21 protein-coding genes are annotated in these 17,182 nt (G+C 63.7%); 9 read left to right on the top strand and 12 right to left on the bottom strand.

Annotated elements, in window-relative coordinates:
• Window positions 1-2: 2 nt before the first annotated feature.
• From QGN17_RS05620 to QGN17_RS05635, 4 genes are all read left to right on the top strand, one after another.
• Complete coding sequence (locus QGN17_RS05620) at window positions 3-1,112, top strand: HlyD family secretion protein (RefSeq protein WP_281043517.1); 1,110 nt, start codon at window positions 3-5, stop codon at window positions 1,110-1,112.
• Window positions 1,109-2,527, top strand: a complete 1,419-nt coding sequence (locus tag QGN17_RS05625) for an efflux transporter outer membrane subunit (protein WP_281043518.1) — start codon at window positions 1,109-1,111, stop codon at window positions 2,525-2,527. Before QGN17_RS05620 ends, QGN17_RS05625 begins: the two co-directional genes overlap by 4 nt.
• 174 nt (window positions 2,528-2,701) lie before the next feature.
• Window positions 2,702-3,184, top strand: coding sequence for a DUF4142 domain-containing protein (locus tag QGN17_RS05630; RefSeq protein WP_281043519.1), 483 nt, complete (start codon window positions 2,702-2,704; stop codon window positions 3,182-3,184).
• On the top strand, window positions 3,181-3,642 hold the full coding sequence (locus QGN17_RS05635; RefSeq protein WP_281043520.1) for a YidH family protein: 462 nt from the start codon (window positions 3,181-3,183) through the stop codon (window positions 3,640-3,642). Before QGN17_RS05630 ends, QGN17_RS05635 begins: the two co-directional genes overlap by 4 nt.
• A gap of 31 nt (window positions 3,643-3,673) precedes the next feature.
• On the opposite strand, the gene QGN17_RS05640 is transcribed toward QGN17_RS05635, so the two are convergent.
• From QGN17_RS05640 to QGN17_RS05660, 5 genes are read right to left on the bottom strand one after another with little or no spacing between them, the layout of a single operon-like run.
• Window positions 3,674-3,967, bottom strand: coding sequence for a plasmid stabilization protein (locus tag QGN17_RS05640; protein ID WP_281043521.1), 294 nt, complete (start codon window positions 3,965-3,967; stop codon window positions 3,674-3,676).
• 17 nt (window positions 3,968-3,984) lie between these two features.
• Entirely contained in the window at window positions 3,985-4,878 is an 894-nt protein-coding gene (locus QGN17_RS05645) for an SDR family oxidoreductase (RefSeq protein WP_281043522.1), read from the bottom strand.
• A gap of 28 nt (window positions 4,879-4,906) precedes the next feature.
• Entirely contained in the window at window positions 4,907-5,503 is a 597-nt protein-coding gene (locus tag QGN17_RS05650; protein WP_281043523.1) for a flavodoxin family protein, read from the bottom strand.
• 52 nt (window positions 5,504-5,555) lie between these two features.
• Complete coding sequence (locus QGN17_RS05655) at window positions 5,556-6,695, bottom strand: glutathione-independent formaldehyde dehydrogenase (protein WP_281043524.1); 1,140 nt, start codon at window positions 6,693-6,695, stop codon at window positions 5,556-5,558.
• Window positions 6,696-6,720: 25 nt separating this feature from the next.
• Window positions 6,721-7,542, bottom strand: coding sequence for an alpha/beta fold hydrolase (locus QGN17_RS05660; protein ID WP_281043525.1), 822 nt, complete (start codon window positions 7,540-7,542; stop codon window positions 6,721-6,723).
• 214 nt (window positions 7,543-7,756) lie between these two features.
• Between QGN17_RS05660 and QGN17_RS05665 the strand changes: the two genes are divergently transcribed.
• On the top strand, window positions 7,757-8,845 hold the full coding sequence (locus QGN17_RS05665) for a catalase family protein (protein WP_281043526.1): 1,089 nt from the start codon (window positions 7,757-7,759) through the stop codon (window positions 8,843-8,845).
• Between the two features lie 77 nt (window positions 8,846-8,922).
• On the opposite strand, the gene QGN17_RS05670 is transcribed toward QGN17_RS05665, so the two are convergent.
• From QGN17_RS05670 to QGN17_RS05685, 4 genes are all read right to left on the bottom strand, one after another.
• Entirely contained in the window at window positions 8,923-9,417 is a 495-nt protein-coding gene (locus QGN17_RS05670) for a nucleoside deaminase (RefSeq protein WP_281043528.1), read from the bottom strand.
• Window positions 9,414-9,977, bottom strand: a complete 564-nt coding sequence (locus QGN17_RS05675; protein ID WP_281043529.1) for a ferritin-like domain-containing protein — start codon at window positions 9,975-9,977, stop codon at window positions 9,414-9,416. The genes QGN17_RS05670 and QGN17_RS05675 overlap by 4 nt, the downstream gene beginning before the upstream one ends.
• Before the next feature lie 245 nt (window positions 9,978-10,222).
• Window positions 10,223-10,387, bottom strand: coding sequence for a DUF3309 family protein (locus tag QGN17_RS05680; protein WP_281043530.1), 165 nt, complete (start codon window positions 10,385-10,387; stop codon window positions 10,223-10,225).
• Window positions 10,388-10,587: 200 nt separating this feature from the next.
• The gene (locus QGN17_RS05685) at window positions 10,588-11,232 is read right to left on the bottom strand and encodes a glutathione S-transferase family protein (RefSeq protein WP_281043531.1); all 645 of its coding nucleotides are present in this window, start codon (window positions 11,230-11,232) and stop codon (window positions 10,588-10,590) included.
• Window positions 11,233-11,413: 181 nt separating this feature from the next.
• Here QGN17_RS05685 and QGN17_RS05690 point away from each other — a divergent pair, with 181 nt between their 5' ends.
• Both QGN17_RS05690 and QGN17_RS05695 read left to right on the top strand, forming a co-directional pair.
• Window positions 11,414-11,836, top strand: a complete 423-nt coding sequence (locus QGN17_RS05690; protein WP_281043532.1) for a DUF2231 domain-containing protein — start codon at window positions 11,414-11,416, stop codon at window positions 11,834-11,836.
• On the top strand, window positions 11,833-13,158 hold the full coding sequence (locus tag QGN17_RS05695; RefSeq protein ID WP_281043533.1) for a PQQ-dependent sugar dehydrogenase: 1,326 nt from the start codon (window positions 11,833-11,835) through the stop codon (window positions 13,156-13,158). Before QGN17_RS05690 ends, QGN17_RS05695 begins: the two co-directional genes overlap by 4 nt.
• A gap of 11 nt (window positions 13,159-13,169) precedes the next feature.
• On the opposite strand, the gene QGN17_RS05700 is transcribed toward QGN17_RS05695, so the two are convergent.
• On the bottom strand, window positions 13,170-13,976 hold the full coding sequence (locus QGN17_RS05700; protein ID WP_281043534.1) for an exonuclease domain-containing protein: 807 nt from the start codon (window positions 13,974-13,976) through the stop codon (window positions 13,170-13,172).
• A gap of 159 nt (window positions 13,977-14,135) precedes the next feature.
• Window positions 14,136-14,471 carry a hypothetical protein gene (locus QGN17_RS05705; protein WP_281043535.1) on the bottom strand — a complete coding sequence of 112 codons (336 nt, stop codon included), beginning with the start codon at window positions 14,469-14,471 and terminating at the stop codon, window positions 14,136-14,138.
• Window positions 14,472-14,779: 308 nt separating this feature from the next.
• Between QGN17_RS05705 and QGN17_RS05710 the strand changes: the two genes are divergently transcribed.
• Together QGN17_RS05710 and QGN17_RS05715 are read left to right on the top strand one after the other, a co-directional pair.
• Entirely contained in the window at window positions 14,780-15,808 is a 1,029-nt protein-coding gene (locus tag QGN17_RS05710) for an aldo/keto reductase (protein ID WP_281043536.1), read from the top strand.
• A gap of 82 nt (window positions 15,809-15,890) precedes the next feature.
• Window positions 15,891-16,505, top strand: coding sequence for a DedA family protein (locus QGN17_RS05715; RefSeq protein ID WP_281043537.1), 615 nt, complete (start codon window positions 15,891-15,893; stop codon window positions 16,503-16,505).
• Between the two features lie 45 nt (window positions 16,506-16,550).
• On the opposite strand, the gene QGN17_RS05720 is transcribed toward QGN17_RS05715, so the two are convergent.
• Entirely contained in the window at window positions 16,551-16,982 is a 432-nt protein-coding gene (locus QGN17_RS05720; protein WP_281043538.1) for a DUF488 domain-containing protein, read from the bottom strand.
• Window positions 16,983-17,182 lie beyond the last annotated feature (200 nt).

A 17,182-nucleotide genomic window follows, 5' to 3' on the forward strand; every position in this document is an offset into this window, starting at 1 on the left:
CCATGGCCGACGACGATAAGCAGGACAAGGACGACAAGAAGGCGGATGAGCCGCCGAAGGCACGCTGGCCATGGATCTTGGCCGGCATCGTTGTCGTCGTTTTCGTGATCGTGATCCTGCTGATCGTGTTCTTGCCCCATCGGCGGGTCCGGACCGACGATGCTTATGTCACCGCGCATTACACGATGCTGGCGCCGCGGGTCGCCGGGCAGATCGACAGCGTGCGGGTCGACGACAACCAGCCGGTCCACGCCGGCGATCTCGTCGCGACGATCGATCCCCGCGATCTCCAGACGGCGCTCCAGCAGGCCCTGGCCAATCGCGAGAGCGACAGGGCACGCGTCGACCAGGCGAGCGCGCAGGTGGCCCGCCAGCCGGCCCTGATTGCCCAAGCAGCGGCGCAGGTTTCAAGCGCGAGAGCGAAACTCGCGCTGGCTGAGGCCGACCAGCGGCGCTACGCCAATCTCGCGACCAGCGGTGCCGGCACGTATCAGCAGCACCAGCAGGCCGATGCCAATCTTCGGGATGCGCAGGCCAGCGTCGCCGAGGCCGAGGCCGAGCTTTCAAGCCAGCGCCATCAGCTCGACGGACTGAAAGCGGATCGCGAGGCAGCGGTCGCGCAGGTCGCTCGAGACGACGCCGCGATCGCGCAGTCGAAGCTCAATCTGGACTATACATACATCGTCGCCCCTATCGACGGCACGATCGCGCAGAAATCGGTGCAGGTCGGCAATCAGGTGACGCCAGGCGCGCCACTGATGGCGCTGGTGCCGCTGCACGACGCCTTCATCATTGCCAATTTTCGAGAGTTGGAACTACGTCACATGCGGCCCGGCCAGCACGCACGCATCCATCTCGACGCCTACGACACCGTGCTCAACGGCGTGGTGGCTAGTCTTCCGCCGTCGTCGGGCGCGACCTTCTCGCCCATCCCGCCCAATAACGCGACGGGCAACTTCACCAAGATCGTGCAGCGCCTGCCAGTCAAGATCGTGCCGCTTCCCAACCAGCCCCTTGCCCGCCTGATGCGCGCGGGCATGTCTGTGGAGGTGACGGTCGACACCCAGCTCTACGACGTGGTCGGCGCCCATCGCCGCCAGGCTCCGCAATGAAGCTGCTGCTTGGCGCGACCGTGCTGCTGTCCGGCTGCACCGTCGGGCCGAACTTCGAACGACCCAAAGTCGAAACGGCATCCACCTATGGCAGTCAGCCGCAGGACGTGGCGAGCCGCACCTATGGCGGTGAGGTGGATACCCGCTGGTGGACGAGCTTCGGCGATCCCGAACTGACCGCGCTGGTCGATCGCCTCGCCAAGCAAAATCTCGATCTCCAGCAGGCTGCCGAGCGGATCGGCCAGTCGCGGGCGCAGCGCACGATTGCCGCGTCGCAAGGCCTACCGCACATCGATGGTGACGCGAAATATACGCGCAAACGCCAAAGCGCGAATGGCGAGGCCTCGCTGGAGGAGCCGGTGCCGGGCGCTCCGCTCGAATATGATCTCTACCAGCCGCAACTGCAGGCAAGCTGGGAACTCGATCTGTTCGGCAAGGTTCGCCGCACGGTCGAGGCTGCGAACGCGCGCACCGAAGCGGCGATCGAGGCACGCAACGGCATCGCGCTTTCGGCCATCGCCGAACTTGCGCAGGATTATATGCAACTGCGCCAGTTGCAGACGCAGGAGGCAGTGCTGCGCCGCAATCTGGCCGCCGCGGACGACCGCGTGGCGCTAACTCGCAATCGCTTCGCCAATGGCGTCGCGACAACACTCGACGTCGCCCAGGCCGAGGCCGAGAGCGCCGCCATTGCGCAGAGCATGCCGGACCTGCGCAATCGCGAGGCAGCAATGGCCAACGCGATCGCGTTGCTGCTCGCCGAACCGCCCCGCGCTCTCACCGACGAGCTCGGCCGTCCGGCGACGCAGCCGTTGGTCCCACCGGCCGTGCCGGTAGGCCTGCCTGGCGAGCTGATGCGCCGACGCCCCGACATTCGTCAGGCCGAAGCGCAACTCCACGCCGCGACCGCGGAGACCGGCGTCGCTGTCGCCAGCTTCTTCCCGTCGATCAACCTGATGGGCAATTTCGGCTTCGAGAGCCTGGGTCTCGGCAGCCTGTTCAACTGGTCGTCGCGGGCCTTCGCGGTCGGACCGACCATCTCGTTGCCCTTTTTCGAAGGCGGCCGCCTCAAGGGCAATCTCGAATTGCGCAAATCCGAGCAGCGCGAGGCGGCAATCGCCTACCACTCCGCCGTTCTGGCGGCTTGGCACGATGTCGATAACGCGCTCACCGCCTACGCCGAGGCACAGCATGGCGGACAGGCCGCCGCCGCCACGCTGGCGGCAGATCGGCGAGCACTGGCGGCAGCTGAGGATCGGCAGCGACAGGGCATTGCGACCATGCTCGATGTCGTGACGGCGCAGCAGGCGGTCTATCGCGCGGAGGACACCGTCACGCAGTCGCAGGGCCAGATCGAGGTTTCGCTGGTGACGCTCTACAAGGCGCTCGGCGGGGGATGGGAGATGGCCTCGTAGACCGATATCTGGCCTTTTCTCCGGGTCGGACGGGCTGTCGAATTCGACATGGGCTGACTGGAAAACGGGCTAACCCTCGATAAATCCGAAATTTTCCGGGGCCGCATGCATCGGGCTCGACCGAACGATCACGTTCGTCGTGCGTTAGCGCCGCACAGGAAAAGGAGATTGGCCATGAAGGCATTGATAATCGGCGTCGCCGCTGCGGCGCTCGCGACGACGGCTGCGGTCGGCGAAACACCTTCCAAGGCGGAATTCGTCGGCAAGGCCGGTGCTTCCGATACGTTTGAGATCGACTCGGCGCGTCTGATGGTCACGTCCCAGAATCCATCGATCAAGGCCTTTGCCACGCAAATGATCACGGATCACTCGAAGAGCACCAAGATGGTCCAGAGTGCTGCTCGCCTCGATCACGTCGCTCTCAAGAAACCGTCGATGAGCGTCGGCCAACGCAAGGACCTCTCCGCGTTGAAAGCGGTCCCTGCGGGCAAGACCAAGGACGATCTCTACGTGAAGCAACAGAAGGCGGCTCATGACGATGCGCATGCGCTGATGGAGGATTATGCGGCGAATGGTACCGGCAGGCACCTCAAGGCCGCTGCCGGGAAGATCGCGCCGGTGGTAGAGAAGCACCAGTCGATGCTCTCCTCGATGTGACCGAGGGCGATCGGATGGACGGAGGCGCGCACGATAAGATCGCGGTGAGTGCGCGCCACCTGGACCGGAGCGCGGAAAAGCAGGTCGACAGCGCCGACCGGCGCACAGAACTCGCCGCCGATCGGACGATATTGGCAGCGGAGCGAACCTATGCGGCGTGGGTCCGCACAGGTCTCGCGGCGCTCGCATCGGGCATCGGTGCACGTGCGCTGCTCGAAGGGACCGTGCCGCACTGGATGGTGGGGGCCACCGGGAGCGTACTCGTCCTTTTCAGCGCCTTCTGCTTTGTAGCGGCGGTCTGGCGCGAAATGGAACCGGGTGCCCCGCCGCCCAAGCCGGATACACGTCGGCTACCGTCCGCGCTGCTCGTCGTCGTCAACGGATTCCTGATGATCGTTGCACTCGCCGCTCTCGTTGGAATCTGGTCAACGCACGTCCCCACTGCGCTGCATCGATAGTGACCGTCGACGGCTTCGATCGTCGCCGCATTCAGCCGTTGCCGTTGCGGCGGCGGGTTTCCCAGCCCTTGCGAGCTGCTGCCGAGCGCTGCTCCGGCGAGCCGGACTTGTGCGCCTTGCCGCCGCGCGACGAGGCGCTGTGATTGTCCTTTTTGCCGCGACCAGAACCGGACTTGTTGCCGCCGCCGGATTCCTTGTTCACCGTCGCCCAGGCGCGCGCCTCGGCTTCCTTCTTGGGAGTGCCGCGCTTCTCGTAGCCTTGCTCGATATGCTCGGCCTTGCGCTTCTGCTTGGTCGTATAGCTGCTCTTATCGCCACGGGGCATCGTCGCTCTCCCTGTCCTCAGGCCACGCCCGCCCCGCCAGTCACACCATAAACCTCGCCGCTGATGTAGCTCCCCTCCTGGCTCGCCAGCAGGACGTAAACGGGCGCCAGCTCGACCGGTTGCCCCGGCCGGCCGAAGGCGCTGCCCTCTCCGAATTTCCGGACCTTCTCCTGCGGCTGGCCACCGCTCGGCTGGAGCACGGTCCAGACCGGGCCGGGCGCCACGACATTGGCGCGGATGCCTTTCTCGATCAGCTGTTTGGCGAGTGCCTGGGTGTAGGCGACGATCCCGGCCTTGGTCGTCGCATAGTCGAGCAGGATGGCGGACGGATCATAGGCCTGCACGGAGGCGGTGGTGATCACCGAGGCACCCGCCTCCAGATGGGGCACAGCCGTTTGGACGATCCAGTGCATCGCATAGAGATTGGTCTTGAGCGTGCGATCGAAATCCTCCGACGAAAGCTCTTCGACGCTCTCGCGATATTGCTGGCGCCCGGCGTTGATCACCAGGATGTCGAGACCGCCAAGATCAGACACCGCTTTTTCGACCATGTCACGGCACCAGGCCTCGTCGGTGATGTCCCCGGGCAGTGCGACCGCCTTGTGGCCATCCGCCTCGATGAGTTTCACGACTTCTTGCGCATCCTGCTCCTCGTCGGCGAGATAGGAGATGGCGACATCGGCGCCTTCGCGCGCGAAGGCGATGGCGGCCGCCCGGCCGATGCCGCTGTCGCCACCCGTGACCAGAGCCTTGCGACCGGCGAGCTTGCCCGAGCCTTTGTAGCTCGTCTCGCCATGATCAGGTTTTGGGTCCATCTCGCGCGCAAGGCCCGGCGCGTCCTGGGGCTGCTCGGGAAATGGCGGTCGGGGATATTGCGCGCGCGGATCCTGCTTGGTCAGGCGATCGGGCATGGCTTTCTCCATAGTCGTCCGCGGGCGTTCAGCCCGGATAGCTGTTGTCCCTGAGCAGGCTGGCGAGATGCACCGCGTTGGACGCGACCATCTTCGCGGTCTTGGCGACCATCTTCGGCGTCTCATCCAGGTCCTTGAAGTCGGTCGATCCCATCGCCTCGCCGACCCAGTAGCAGGCGGCGACGGCCGGGATCGTCCAGCCGACATCGTTGAGCGCCTGGAAGATCTGGGCCGAGGCGAAGTGGGCGCCGTCCTCGTTGCCGACGATCGCGGCGACAGCGACCTTGCCGTAGCTTGGCATGCGGCCCTGATCGTCGGTTTCCTCGAGGAAGGCGTCCATGCGCTCCATCACGCGTTTGGCGACGCTGCCTGCCGAGCCCATCCAGATCGGCGTGCCGAGGATCAGGATGTCGGCCGCCAGGATCTTCTCCCTTATATGCGGCCAGTCGTCACCGTCGCCCTCGTCCGAGGTGACACCGGGGCGTATGTCAAAGGCGGCGGCGCGAACCGTCTCGGCGACCGTCGCGCCCTTCGCCTCGAACTCCTTGGCGAGGACAGCGATCATCGCGTCGGTGGAGCTTTCGCCGTTCGCCTTGAGCGTGCAGTTGACCGGTTGGACGAGCATGGCTTTGTCTCCGTTGAGTATGTTCTCGCGGGCTTGGCACACCCATTGGCGATCAGGCCGCCGGCTTCAGCACCACTTTGGTCCAGCCATCGTCGCGAGCATCGAAATGCTTGTAGGCATCTGGCGCCTGGTCGAGCGGCAGCCGGTGCGAGATGATCTGGGAGGGTTTGGCCCGCCCATGCTCGATGAGGTTCATCAGCCGCCGGTTGTAATGCTTCACGTTGCACTGGCCGGTGCCGATCGTCTGGCCCTTGAACCACAGGCTGCCGAAGTCGAACGCGATCTTGCCCTCCTTCTGGAGATCTTCAGGCGCGTTCGGATCCTCGGGGATGAAGACGCCGACGACGCCGATGCCGCCGGTGGCCTTCGTGCTCTGCACCAGGCAGTTCATCGTGTAGTTGCTGCGCTCCTTGCCGTGCCGGTCGCAGCACTGATAACCGACGGCCTCCACGCCACGGTCGGTGCCCCGGCCGTCGGTCGCATCGAGGATCTGCTGGACGGGATCGCCCTTGCGCATATCGATGGGGATCGCGCCAATCGCCTCGGCGAGCTTGAGGCGATCGTCGTGGGCATCAACCACGAAGATCTGGGAGGCGCCTCGGATCTCGGCCGAATGCGCTGCCATCAGACCGACCGGACCAGCGCCGTATATCGCGATGCTCTCGCCGGGCAGCAAACCGGACAGCTCGACGCCGTGCCAGCCGGTTGGGAAGATGTCGGAGAGCATGACATAGTCATCCTCTTTCTCCTGAGCGTCCTCGGGCAGCTTCAGGCAGTTGAAGTCCGCATAGGGCACGCGCAGCATTTCGGCCTGGCCGCCCTGCCACGGTCCCATCTCGGCAAAGCCGTAAGCGGCGCCAGCGGCGCCGGGATTGGTTGTCAGGCAGAAGCCGGTAAGCCCCTTCTCACAATTCTCGCAGAAGCCGCAGCCGACGTTGAAGGGCATGCAGACCCGGTCGCCTTTTTTGATGCGATCGACGCCCGCACCGACCTCGATCACTTCACCGAGATTTTCGTGGCCGAAGACCTTCCCCTTTTCGAAGCTGGTGCGCCCTTCGTACATGTGCAGGTCCGACCCGCAGATGTTGGTCGTGGTCAGCCGGATGATCACATCGGTCGGTTTCTCGATCTTGGGATCGTCGATGGTGTCGACGGAAACGTCCTTGGGTCCGTTGTAGACGACGGCCTTCATGGGCTCTCTCCTTGGGTCGCTGCGCTCAGAGCGCGATGAAGTTCAGCAGGTCGCTGGTCAGGCGATCGGGCGCGGTCGCGAAGAGGCCGTGGGGCTCGCCCTCATATTCCAGGAAGTTCGCGTGAGGTATGCCCCTGGCGGCCGCGCGGCCGGCGGCATCGATCGGAACGGTCTTGTCGCTGGTACCGTGAATGATGAGCGTCGGCATCGTGAAGGAGGCGAGATCGGGCCGGAAATCGGTGCGGCCGAACGCGTCGACGCAATCGATCGTCGCCTTGGGGCTGGCCATCACGGCCAGCTGGAACGTCCAGTCGAGCAGCGCCGAACTCACCGGGCTCGACACCATGCCGACGCCGTAAAATTGCTTGGCAAAGGTCTGGAGGAAGTCGAACCGGTCCTTGCGGATATTCTGCTTCATCTCCTCGAAGACCGAGGCATCGACGCCATCCTCGTTGCTGTCGTCCTTGAGAAGATAGGGCACGACCGAGGAGATGAGCGCAGCCTTGGCGACGCGCTCCGGACCATGGCGCGAGAGATAGCGCGCGATCTCGCCACCACCCATGGAAAAGCCGACCAGCGTGGCGCCGCGGACATCACCCGCCTCGAGAACAGTCGCGAGGTCGTCGGCGAAGGTATCGTAGTCGTAGGGGCCGACCGGATGTCCCGATTGTCCGAAGCCACGGCGGTCGTAGGTGATCACGCGGTGGCCCGCTTCGAGCAGTGCGAGCGTCTGATATTCGAACATGTCGCCGGTCAATGGCCAGCCATGAATCAGGACGACGGGAGCGCCCGAGCCGGTGTCCTTGACGTGCAGGTTCGTTCCGTCGCGCGCCTGGGCGAAGGGCATGGCATCTCTCCTTGGGATCGAGATGTCTGAACAGACGGGCCGGTTGGCCGTTCCTGAGAAATCCAGCTTTTTCCGTCGCTTTTACCTGGATCAATGTGCGCCTGCGCTCATCCGATCGTTCCCGGCGACCAGCGGATCAGAGAGCCATCTTCCGCGCGAAAATGGAACGTCGCCGCAGGCTGGCCGGTTGTGGTGATTCGCCGAGGAGATCCACATGCCCCCCATCACGCCCGTTCGCTTTTCGCCGGCCGTCGAAGACGTCGCGCCTGATGAGGCCGAGACGATCGAGGGTCTCAACGACGCCTTCGATCTCATTCTGGAACGCACGTCCGAGGATGGTGGGCATGCGATCCGGTCGGTCCATGCCAAGTCGCACGGGATTCTCGAGGGCGAGCTGACGATCGACGGCGGCCTGCCCCCCGAACTCGCGCAGGGCCTTTTCGCCAATCCGGGAATCCACAAGGTCGTTCTGCGCATGTCTACAAATGCCGGCGACATCCTTCCGGACAGTGTGAGCCTCCCGCGCGGTCTCGCCATCAAGGTGCTCGACGTCGAAGGCGAGCGTCTGCCGGGCGCAGACGGCAATACGCAGGACTTCGTCATGGTCAACGGCCCGGTCTTCCAGGCGAAGACCGCCGAAAAGTTTCTCGGCAACCTGAGAATGCTCGCCAAGACGACCGACCGGATGGAGCGAACCAAGATCGCGCTCTCAGCCGTCCTGCGTGGCGTCAATAACGCGCTTGGAGCTGTCGGGATCGAAAGCCCTGCGATCAACTCGCTGGGCGGCGCTCCCAATGTCGAGCCGCTCGGCGAAACCTATTACAGCGCCACCCCCTTCCGCTACGGCGATTATATCGCGAAGTTCAGCCTGAGGCCGGTCGAACCGGCAATGACGGCTCTCACGGGCAAGATCATCGACGTCGATGGCCGGGACAATGCCATCCGCGAGCACGTCCGCGACGAGATGCGCAGCATCGATGCGGTCTGGGAATTTCGCGTCCAGCTCTGCCATGATTTCGAGAAGCAGCCCGTCGAGGATTCAACGGTCGAATGGAGCGAGGATGAGGCGCCTTTTCAGCGCGTTGGCATTATCCGCGCCAATGCGCAAGACAGCTGGCAGCAGGAGCGAGTCCGCGAGGTGGAGGACACAATGCGGTTCAGCGTCTGGACGGGGCTCGCCGCTCACCAGCCGCTCGGGAACATCAACCGCGCGCGTCGCGACACCTACCGGCACTCGGCCGATTTCCGCGCCTCGTTCAACGGCTGCCCCTATCACGAGCCGCGCGCCGCGGAGTTGTCGTAGCCCTGGGAAACGGGAGCGACGCTCGAGAATCGCGAGCGCGGACCAGGTAGAATCTGGAGGAGCCGTCGCGCCGTCCCCTAAAGATTGCCCTGCTCGCTCTCCGGCACATCGTCGCTCGGCCGAAAATAGAGCGCGGCGCATTCGTCCTTCAGGCACCCGCCGTCGATGACGAGATCGTCGCGATAGGCGTCCTTCACGAAATCCATCGTGTCGAGGTTGCGATCCTCGAAATACATACGGTGCACGTCCTCGCGCCCCGCGCCGAAAACGATGCGCCCGACCTTGGTCCAGATCGTTGCCATCGTACACATGCCGCAGGGCTGGAGCGTCGAATAGAGCACCGCCCCGTCGAGGCCGGGTGCGTCCACAATTTGGGCGGCCTCGCGAAACGCTACCATTTCCGCATGCGCGGTCGCATCGTTCCAGGCATCGGTTCGGTTCCGTCCACGCGCAATCACTTTGCCTTCGCGGACAAGCACGGCCCCGATCGGAGACTGGCTCGGATCGGCGCCGTCCTGAGTCGCGACTTCGATCGCGACGCGCATCCATCGTTCGTCGTCAGGACCGATCATCCCTTGAGAAACGGTTTGCCCTCGTGGGCGACGAGCAGATCGTGCATGTCGGAGGCATGATCCTCCTCCTCGGCGAGGATATGTTCCAGCATGATCCTTGTCGTCGGATCGTCATCCCCGAAATAGCGGATCAGTTCCTGATAATGCTCGATGACGATGCGCTCGGCGATCAGGTTCTGCCTGATCATATCGACGAGATTGCCGTCGTCACCATATTCTGTGGCGGAGCGCGATGCGAGGCCCTCCGGATTGAAATTGGGGACGCCTCCAAGCTGGTCGATCCGCTCGGCCACCATGAGCATGTGCTTCTGCTCGGAGACGGCATGTTCCTCGAACTCGGCCGAAACGCTTTCCGACGTGATGCCGTCGGCCGAGATGGCATGCATCCGGTACCGCAGCACGCAGACAAGTTCTGTTGCGACGACCGACTGGAGGAGCTCGATCGTCTTCTTTGGGTCGCCCTTGTAGGTGGGCATCACCGCACCGTCGTCGAGCGACTTGCGAGCGCGCTGGCGTAGGGTCTTGACGTCGGTCAGGAAGGAATCGGCTCCGTCTGCCATGGCTCGCTCCGATACTGATAAGGATCGAGCCTAGAAGCCCCCGGCCAGTGCGTTGTTCCTGTAGAGAGTCGTTCGCAAAGGATGTTCGTCAGATCAAACGGGCACCCATCAAAGTGCCGACGGCGTCGCAACCTTGTCCCGGGACCATAGTTGGCCAAGCTGCAGGCGCGCACGACCGGAAGCTAGAATCGTTACTGCAACGACTTAGTGTGAAATCCCGCGGCACAGTGCTCGGCCCTCGGTGCTCAGAGCGCCCGACGGCGTGACATGAGCCACAGGACCAGCACGACTAAAAGGATGAGGCCGAGACCGCCGTCAGGATAATATCCCCAGTCGCCGCTATAGCCCCAAGTCGGCAGACCGCCGATTAGGGCAAGGATCAGCAGGATGATCAGGATCGGATGCAGCACGGCGAAGTCTCCTCATTCCATGCTTGACCCAACCGCCCTGCGACCCAAACGATCCGCGCCGGCATTGGACGGTGACCGGGTTGATGATGAGATTTGTGCGTGATGTCCCATCTGAGTTCGATGGCGGGCGTTGCATAATTTAGACCCTCGATCGCTTCGATCGACGGGAGGGCATGGGCCAAGGACTTGCTCGCCCCGACCTAAAAGAGTGGCACCTCGAAACCAGGATCGGCTTTCGCCATCGCCCGACGGAAGGCAGCACGCTCTCCGATGCGCAACAGGTAGGCTCGGATGTTCGGATAGGGCGAGAGGTCGCGCGGCGCGAACACGCGCATCGTCGTCAGCGGGAAGGCCGAGATAATGTCGGCAGCAGTGAAGCTGTCCCCCGCCAGATAGTCGACGCCGGAGAGGCGCTCTTCGATCTGCTCGTAGGCACGATCGAGGCGCTCGCGAAGGGCGCCGACGACGCCCCCATCTCCATCCTTCAACAGGCCGGCGACCATATCCACCATCGCGGCCGGCATCAGCGATCCATTGGCGAAGTGAAACCAGAACAGGTAGTCCGCATAACCGGGTTCGCCTGGGGCGACTCTGAGGCGGCCCTCGCCATGAACCTCGATTAGGTACTCGATGATCGCACCCGACTCCCCGAGGACGAGGTCGCCGTCGGTTATCACCGGCGCGGTGCCGAACGGCGTGAGCGCGCGATACTCTGCTGGCGCCAGGCGCGTCCGACTGTCGCGCTGATAGGTTCGCAATTCGTAGTCCAGGCCAAGCTCCTCGCAGAGCCAGACGATCCGATCCGACTGCGAGATCCCGAGATGGTGAACGACGATGCTGCTCATGAAGGCGCCAACGCGGCAGTGCGCCGTCCGTGCCGAACAATCTTCCGGCTGGCCGCACTATCGACGAATGCTCTCACGGTAGTCCCGCCCGTCACGGGATCGCGACCCATCGGTCACCTCCGGGGAACCCTCTGCCCTGTCGGAACGTCTCACAACCGGGCGGCAGGGTGGAGACAAGAGCATGCCGTCCTACGTCCAGGCTCCCGAGCAACGCCGACCGCTTTTTGCCAGCCTGATGAGCTTTCCGGCCTCCTGCTTCGTCCTGACCCTGCTGACCGACATCGTCTATGCGAATTCCTACAACATGGCTTGGGAGACCGCGTCCGTCTGGCTCCTCACGATCGGATTGCTCGCCGCCTTCGTGTTCGTTTTGATCGGCCTTTTCCAGGCATTCGTGCAGGGTCTGTGGCCGAGCATGACCTCGCGGATCGGGTTCGCGATCGTATTGATCCTTTCGATCTTCAATGCGTTCATTCATAGCCGCGACGGCTACACCTCAGTCGTTCCGACAGGGCTCACCCTCTCCGCGATCGTCGTCATCTTTCTGCTGGGAGTGGGAATCCTCGAACATTTCGCGATGTCGCGTCGGGAGTCGATCGCATGAACCGCGCCGAGCTCAGCCGGAGGACCGGCGGCATCGTCCTCGCCGTCACCATGCTGCTGGCGGCCACCGGCTGCCACAAACAAATTGCCCCGCCCGACGACCAGATCGGACCCAATCCGACGCTGCCCGAACCGAACGAATATCTCCTGCCACCGATGAAGACGGCGACCTCCAAACCTTGGTTGAACGGGGAGATGCCGATCGCCGGACCAGAACTCAAGGTCCAGCCGTTCGCGACCGGTCTCATTCATCCTCGATCGGTGTTCGTTCTGCCCAACGGCGACGTCTTGGTCGCGCAGTCGGACGGGCCAAAGCCACCCGTCAATCGCCCGAAAGATGTGGTCATGGGGCTGATCCAGGCACATGCGAAAAGCTTCGGCCCCAAGGCTCCCAACAATATCCTGCTGCTGCGCGACACGAATGGCGACGGGATCGCCGACCACCGCTTCACCTTCCTCGAGGGCCGGCATTCCCCGTTCGGCATGGTGCTCGTCGGCAACGATCTCTTCATCGCCGACACCGACGCACTGATCCGCTATCACTATACGCCTGGCCAGACGAAGATGATCGATCCCGGCACCAAGGTTACCGATCTGCCGGGAGGACCGATCGATCATCATTGGACGAAGAGCCTGACGGCGAGCGCCGATGGCACCAAGCTTTATGTCGGCGTCGGCTCGAACAGCAACATCACGGAGAACGGGATGGTGGCCGAGGAAGGGCGGGCTGCGATCTGGGAGGTCGACCGCGTCACGGGCGCGCACCGTCTCTACGCGACCGGCACGCGCAATCCCGTCGGCCTGGCCGTCGAGCCGAGCAGCCACGTCCTTTGGGCGGTCGTCAACGAGCGCGACGAGCTCGGTCCCAACCTCGTTCCCGACTATCTGACCTCCATTCGAGACGGAGGCTTCTACGGCTGGCCCTACAGCTATTGGGGCCGGCATATCGATCCGCGCGTCATGCCGCAGCGGCCCGATCTCGTCGCGAAGGCGATCGTGCCCGATTACGGCCTGAGCTCTCATGTCGCGCCGCTCGGTGTCACCTTCTCTACCGGCAATGCCATTCCCGCTCAATATCGGGGCGGTGCCTTCGTCGGAGAACACGGTAGCTGGGACCGGGATCCGTTCAACGGCTACAAGGTGATCTACGTCCCCTTCACCGGCGGGCGGCCTTCCGGAAAGCCGGTAGATGTCCTGACCGGCTTCCTGACCGACGGGAAGACCGCGCATGGGCGACCCGTGGGCCTTGCAACCGATACCCAGGGTGCCATCCTCGTTGCCGACGATCTCGGGAATGCGATCTGGCGGATCAGTGGACGCTGAACCGAGACATATCAGGGGCCAAGCCGCATCCTCAGTTCGTCTTCCCCGACGATCTCGATCGGTTGCCCCTTCCGGCGAATATCCTCGGCACGGCGAAAGGCCGGGCTCGCGCTCACGAACCGGCCGAACGGCTGCTCGTTGCTGATCACGAGCATCGTGGTGTTCGTACCCACCGAGGCGACGACGCGCGCGCCGGCTTCCGCCAGAAGGCGCGCGAGCGACCCGTCGCGACGCGCGCCCAGAATGGCGATCCGCTCGCCCTTGAGCGGCCCGAAGGGAGAAGGTTTCGGCGCCGCCCCCCCACCGGGATTGGCCGGCGTCACCCATCCCTTGAGATCGATGCCGGTATGCTCGATCGCCCGAACGATCACCATGCCGGCGGCACGGGCGTCGCTGAGCGCGTCGTGATGCTTGTGTGGCACGCCTAGAAACCGGGTCAGCGCGTTCAGGCGATGACTGGGGAGCTCCGGCCAGGCGCGCTTGGCAACGCGCACGCTGTCGAGCCAGATCGGCTGGATCATGGTGCGTTCGTGAACGCGGCACGCCGACGCCAGCGCGCCCTTGTCAAAGAACGAATGCGCGACCGTGATCCGGCCTGAGAGCATGGCGTCGATCTCGGAATGGACATGCGGAAATGTCGGCTGTCCAACGACATGATCGGCTGTTATTCCGTGAATGCGGATATTGAACGGCGAGAAGTCATCGCACGGGTCGACGAGCGTCTCATATTCGAAGATTTCCCGGCCGTCCCGAAAGCCGACGATTCCGATCTGGCATATGCTGCTGACGCGCGAACAGGCCGTCTCGACGTCGATCACGACGAAATCGGGAGCGGCCGGGCGTGACGCCTCGTCGGCGCGCGCGCTGGACATGACCATGGTCGCTGCGTTCATGACCGGAACATAGCATGTCCGGGCCGTTGCGACAGGCATGCCGAACGTCGCACCGAGAGTGCTGCTCGGTGCGCTCTCGCGCGATCAATCGTCCTGTTCGTTGCCGGTACCACCGGTACCTGCGGTTCCGCCAGGCGAGCCCGGATCCTCCATCGGCGACTTCCCGGCGCGACGCGGATGCTCGCGCTCGGCATCTTCGTCGTAACCGGACGACGGTGCCGGTTCGCCGCTGCCCGCTGGAGAGTGTGAAGGTGCGTCCGAGGCCGGGAAGCTCTCGTCGGATGCAATGTCGACGTTAGCGTCCTCGTCGCTGGGATCCGACTTCAACGCGTCGTGTTGCTCGGCATCGTGGGCTTCGCGCACCTCGGGGACCGCGTGCTCGCTGCCTTCGCCGGTTTTGTCGTGGGGTCGATCGGTCATGGTAGCCACTCCTCCTCTGGCGCCTCCACAATCTGCACTCTTCGGCGCCTTTCCGTCCAAACGATCGAAGGAGGCATTCGTCGCCCGTCGGGCAAAGCGGCTGGGGCTTCGCTTCAGCGCAGTAGACGCCCGGTTTGCACCAGCCGGTAGCTGAACGGGTGCGGGACTGGGGAACCTCCCTTTCGACGGACGGGTTTGACGGTGCGTGGCCGCTGACCCGCAATGCACAATACCGTATCGGTGCAGCGCCGCACCGTTTCATCCCCAAACGGCGCGAACGAGCCCGCCGATCGACGGAGAGCCGCCTGATGAGCCAAGACAGCCGCGCGAAGGCGCTGTTCAAGCCTGAATTCCGCTTCGGTATGGGCGGCGTGCCGCTGGGCAACGAGTTCAACAAGATCCTCGACCGAGACGCCGAGGAAGCCCTCGCGGCTGCATGGGATTTGGGTGTACGCTATTTCGACGTTGCACCATGGTACGGCTTCGGGCTGTCCGAACGCCGCTTCGGGCATTTTCTGCACAACCAGCGGCGTGACGACTTCCTGATCTCGTCAAAGGTAGGCAAGCTCTTCAAAGCATCCCGCGACAACGCCCGCGAGGATTATTTCCCGCTGTCCGATTCACCCAACGACATCATCTTCGACTATACCGCCGACGGTGTCAGGCGCTCGATCGAGGACAGTTTGCAGCGTATGGGGCTAGACAGCCTCGACGTCGCCTTCGTCCATGATATCTCCCCCGACTTCGCCTACTTTCCGAACGGTTGGGAGGAGCAGTTCGCCATCGCGGAGAAAGGTGCATTCCCTGCCCTCTCCAGGATGCGCGATGAGGGCATCATCAAGGCCTGGGGGATCGGCGTAAACTGCCCAGAGCCGATCCTCCGGGTGATCGACGTCGCTGATCCCGACATTTGCCTATGTGCCCGGCAATACTCGCTGGTGGACCACAAGAATGCGGTCGAAGAGGTTTTTCCTGCCGTGCGCGAGAAAGGCGTCTCGCTCGTCATCGGGTCGGCCCTCAACGCGGGCTTCGTGTCCGGCAGCCCGCGCTACAATTACGGTCCGAAGAACCACGAAATCCCGACCGATGCGATCGCCAAGCGCGAGGCGTTGCGAGCCGTTGCGGCAAGCCATGGCGTGGACCTGCGAACCGCCGCGCTTCAGTTCTCGGCCGCGCCCGATGTTGCCGTGGCGCTCGTCGTTGGCGCCAGCAGCGCCGAGCAGATCTCGCAGGATTATAACTCGATGCAGGCGAAGATTCCGGCCGCGTTCTGGGACGACCTCAGGGCCAAGGGATTGATCGAGCAGGCCGCCGCAATACCCGACGGCGGAGACTGACGACCGCGAACCCGACGGAACAGGCGACGTCCTGCCGAAACGTGGCTGGCGTCGCCGAGCCGCTCGGCGCACAAGGGGCACAATGCCGCTCCAAGCTCTTATCGCCCGCTTCGGCTTGGGCGCGGTTTTCCTAGGGTCCGGTCTGGAGGGCGAGACGGCGGTGATCGCCGGAGGCATTCTCGCGCATCAGCATATCCTGTCTTTGCCCGGCGTCGCCATTGCCGGCGCCTTGGGTTCCTTCTCCGCAGACCCAGCCTTCTTCCTTTTCGGCCGCCATTTCCGGGACCGTCCGCGCGTCGAAAAGATGCTCGACAAGCCGGCCGCCGAACGTGCCATCGACACGCTCGAAAAGCATCCGATCGCCTTCGTCCTCGGATTCCGTTTTCTCTACGGACTGCGTACCGTCAGCCCGGTCGCGGTAGGCACATCCGACGTCTCGCAAGTCCGCTTCTCGTGTCTGAATGCGATCGCAGCAGTCCTATGGGCGGTTCTGTTCACGGCGGTAGGCTACGGCCTCGGCGGACCGTTGGGGCAATATTTTCAACGCCCTAAATCGATCGTGCCGTTCTTAGTGGCCGGTCTTCTCATCCTGGGCGTCGGCCTCTTCGTAATGCGCAAATTCTTTGGACTGATCCCTACCCGACGGCGCAGGCCAGGCAAGGATGGCCGGTCGACGACGGCCAGACGAAGGGAATAGACTGTCCGATCACCAACAGGCGCGCTGCACACTGGAGCATTTCGCTCATACGAAAAGGTCGATCCGCTTCGCGTCCGGGAAAACTGCTTCAGCAAGGAGCGAGCGGTGGCAGGTCGCCGGATCGCGCTCGAAACACAACAAGGCGGTCGGGAGCTCGGCGGCCATTTCCTTCAGCATTGCGGATTGGACGATCGCCTCGGGAAGCTCAAGTTGACCCGCATAGATCTTGGCCAGTCGATCGTGGTTGCCTTTTCGCGCAGCCTCGCGGCCTTCGGGCGGCGTCCCGAGTGCCTTGAGCCCGACATAGTCGATGCCTGCTTCCCTCAAACCGGCCGCCAGCACGTTCTTGGAGAAGCCCGGTCGGCGCGAAAGCGGTACGGCGCGAATGTCTGCCAGGAGCTTGACGCCCGAATCTTGTAATGTCGCCACGAGTTCAGCTTGCGTGGCGCCTTCGTAGCCGATCGTGAAGATTTTCATGGTGTGAAGATGGGGGCTTGCCGGCTGTTCGCAAAACTTATTTCCGGCCGCGACCTGCGCCTGTGCCTGATCGCCAGGCGCTTACCGCGCCAGGTAGCGACCAGACCCAGAGGTTCCGCGATGCGCACGGGAAGGACCGCTCCCGCCGGAACCCGCCATTCCCCATTCCGTCAGACGATTGGTCAACAATACGTCTCAGA

The organism is Sphingomonas oryzagri (assembly GCF_029906645.1).
GTDB classification, from domain to species: Bacteria; Pseudomonadota; Alphaproteobacteria; order Sphingomonadales; family Sphingomonadaceae; genus Solisphingomonas; species Solisphingomonas oryzagri.

Bases quoted from the DNA above. Each gene is read 5' to 3' on its own strand.
- QGN17_RS05620 (WP_281043517.1), top strand. From the start codon at position 3: ATGGCCGACGACGATAAGCAGGACAAGGACGACAAGAAGGCGGATGAG.
- QGN17_RS05625 (WP_281043518.1), top strand. From the start codon at position 1,109: ATGAAGCTGCTGCTTGGCGCGACCGTGCTGCTGTCCGGCTGCACCGTC.
- QGN17_RS05630 (WP_281043519.1), top strand. From the start codon at position 2,702: ATGAAGGCATTGATAATCGGCGTCGCCGCTGCGGCGCTCGCGACGACG.
- QGN17_RS05640 (WP_281043521.1), bottom strand. From the start codon at position 3,967: ATGCCCCGTGGCGATAAGAGCAGCTATACGACCAAGCAGAAGCGCAAG.
- QGN17_RS05645 (WP_281043522.1), bottom strand. From the start codon at position 4,878: ATGCCCGATCGCCTGACCAAGCAGGATCCGCGCGCGCAATATCCCCGA.
- QGN17_RS05650 (WP_281043523.1), bottom strand. From the start codon at position 5,503: ATGCTCGTCCAACCGGTCAACTGCACGCTCAAGGCGAACGGCGAAAGC.
- QGN17_RS05655 (WP_281043524.1), bottom strand. From the start codon at position 6,695: ATGAAGGCCGTCGTCTACAACGGACCCAAGGACGTTTCCGTCGACACC.
- QGN17_RS05660 (WP_281043525.1), bottom strand. From the start codon at position 7,542: ATGCCCTTCGCCCAGGCGCGCGACGGAACGAACCTGCACGTCAAGGAC.
- QGN17_RS05665 (WP_281043526.1), top strand. From the start codon at position 7,757: ATGCCCCCCATCACGCCCGTTCGCTTTTCGCCGGCCGTCGAAGACGTC.
- QGN17_RS05670 (WP_281043528.1), bottom strand. From the start codon at position 9,417: ATGATCGGTCCTGACGACGAACGATGGATGCGCGTCGCGATCGAAGTC.
- QGN17_RS05675 (WP_281043529.1), bottom strand. From the start codon at position 9,977: ATGGCAGACGGAGCCGATTCCTTCCTGACCGACGTCAAGACCCTACGC.
- QGN17_RS05685 (WP_281043531.1), bottom strand. From the start codon at position 11,232: ATGAGCAGCATCGTCGTTCACCATCTCGGGATCTCGCAGTCGGATCGG.
- QGN17_RS05690 (WP_281043532.1), top strand. From the start codon at position 11,414: ATGCCGTCCTACGTCCAGGCTCCCGAGCAACGCCGACCGCTTTTTGCC.
- QGN17_RS05695 (WP_281043533.1), top strand. From the start codon at position 11,833: ATGAACCGCGCCGAGCTCAGCCGGAGGACCGGCGGCATCGTCCTCGCC.
- QGN17_RS05705 (WP_281043535.1), bottom strand. From the start codon at position 14,471: ATGACCGATCGACCCCACGACAAAACCGGCGAAGGCAGCGAGCACGCG.
- QGN17_RS05710 (WP_281043536.1), top strand. From the start codon at position 14,780: ATGAGCCAAGACAGCCGCGCGAAGGCGCTGTTCAAGCCTGAATTCCGC.
- QGN17_RS05715 (WP_281043537.1), top strand. From the start codon at position 15,891: ATGCCGCTCCAAGCTCTTATCGCCCGCTTCGGCTTGGGCGCGGTTTTC.
- QGN17_RS05720 (WP_281043538.1), bottom strand. From the start codon at position 16,982: ATGAAAATCTTCACGATCGGCTACGAAGGCGCCACGCAAGCTGAACTC.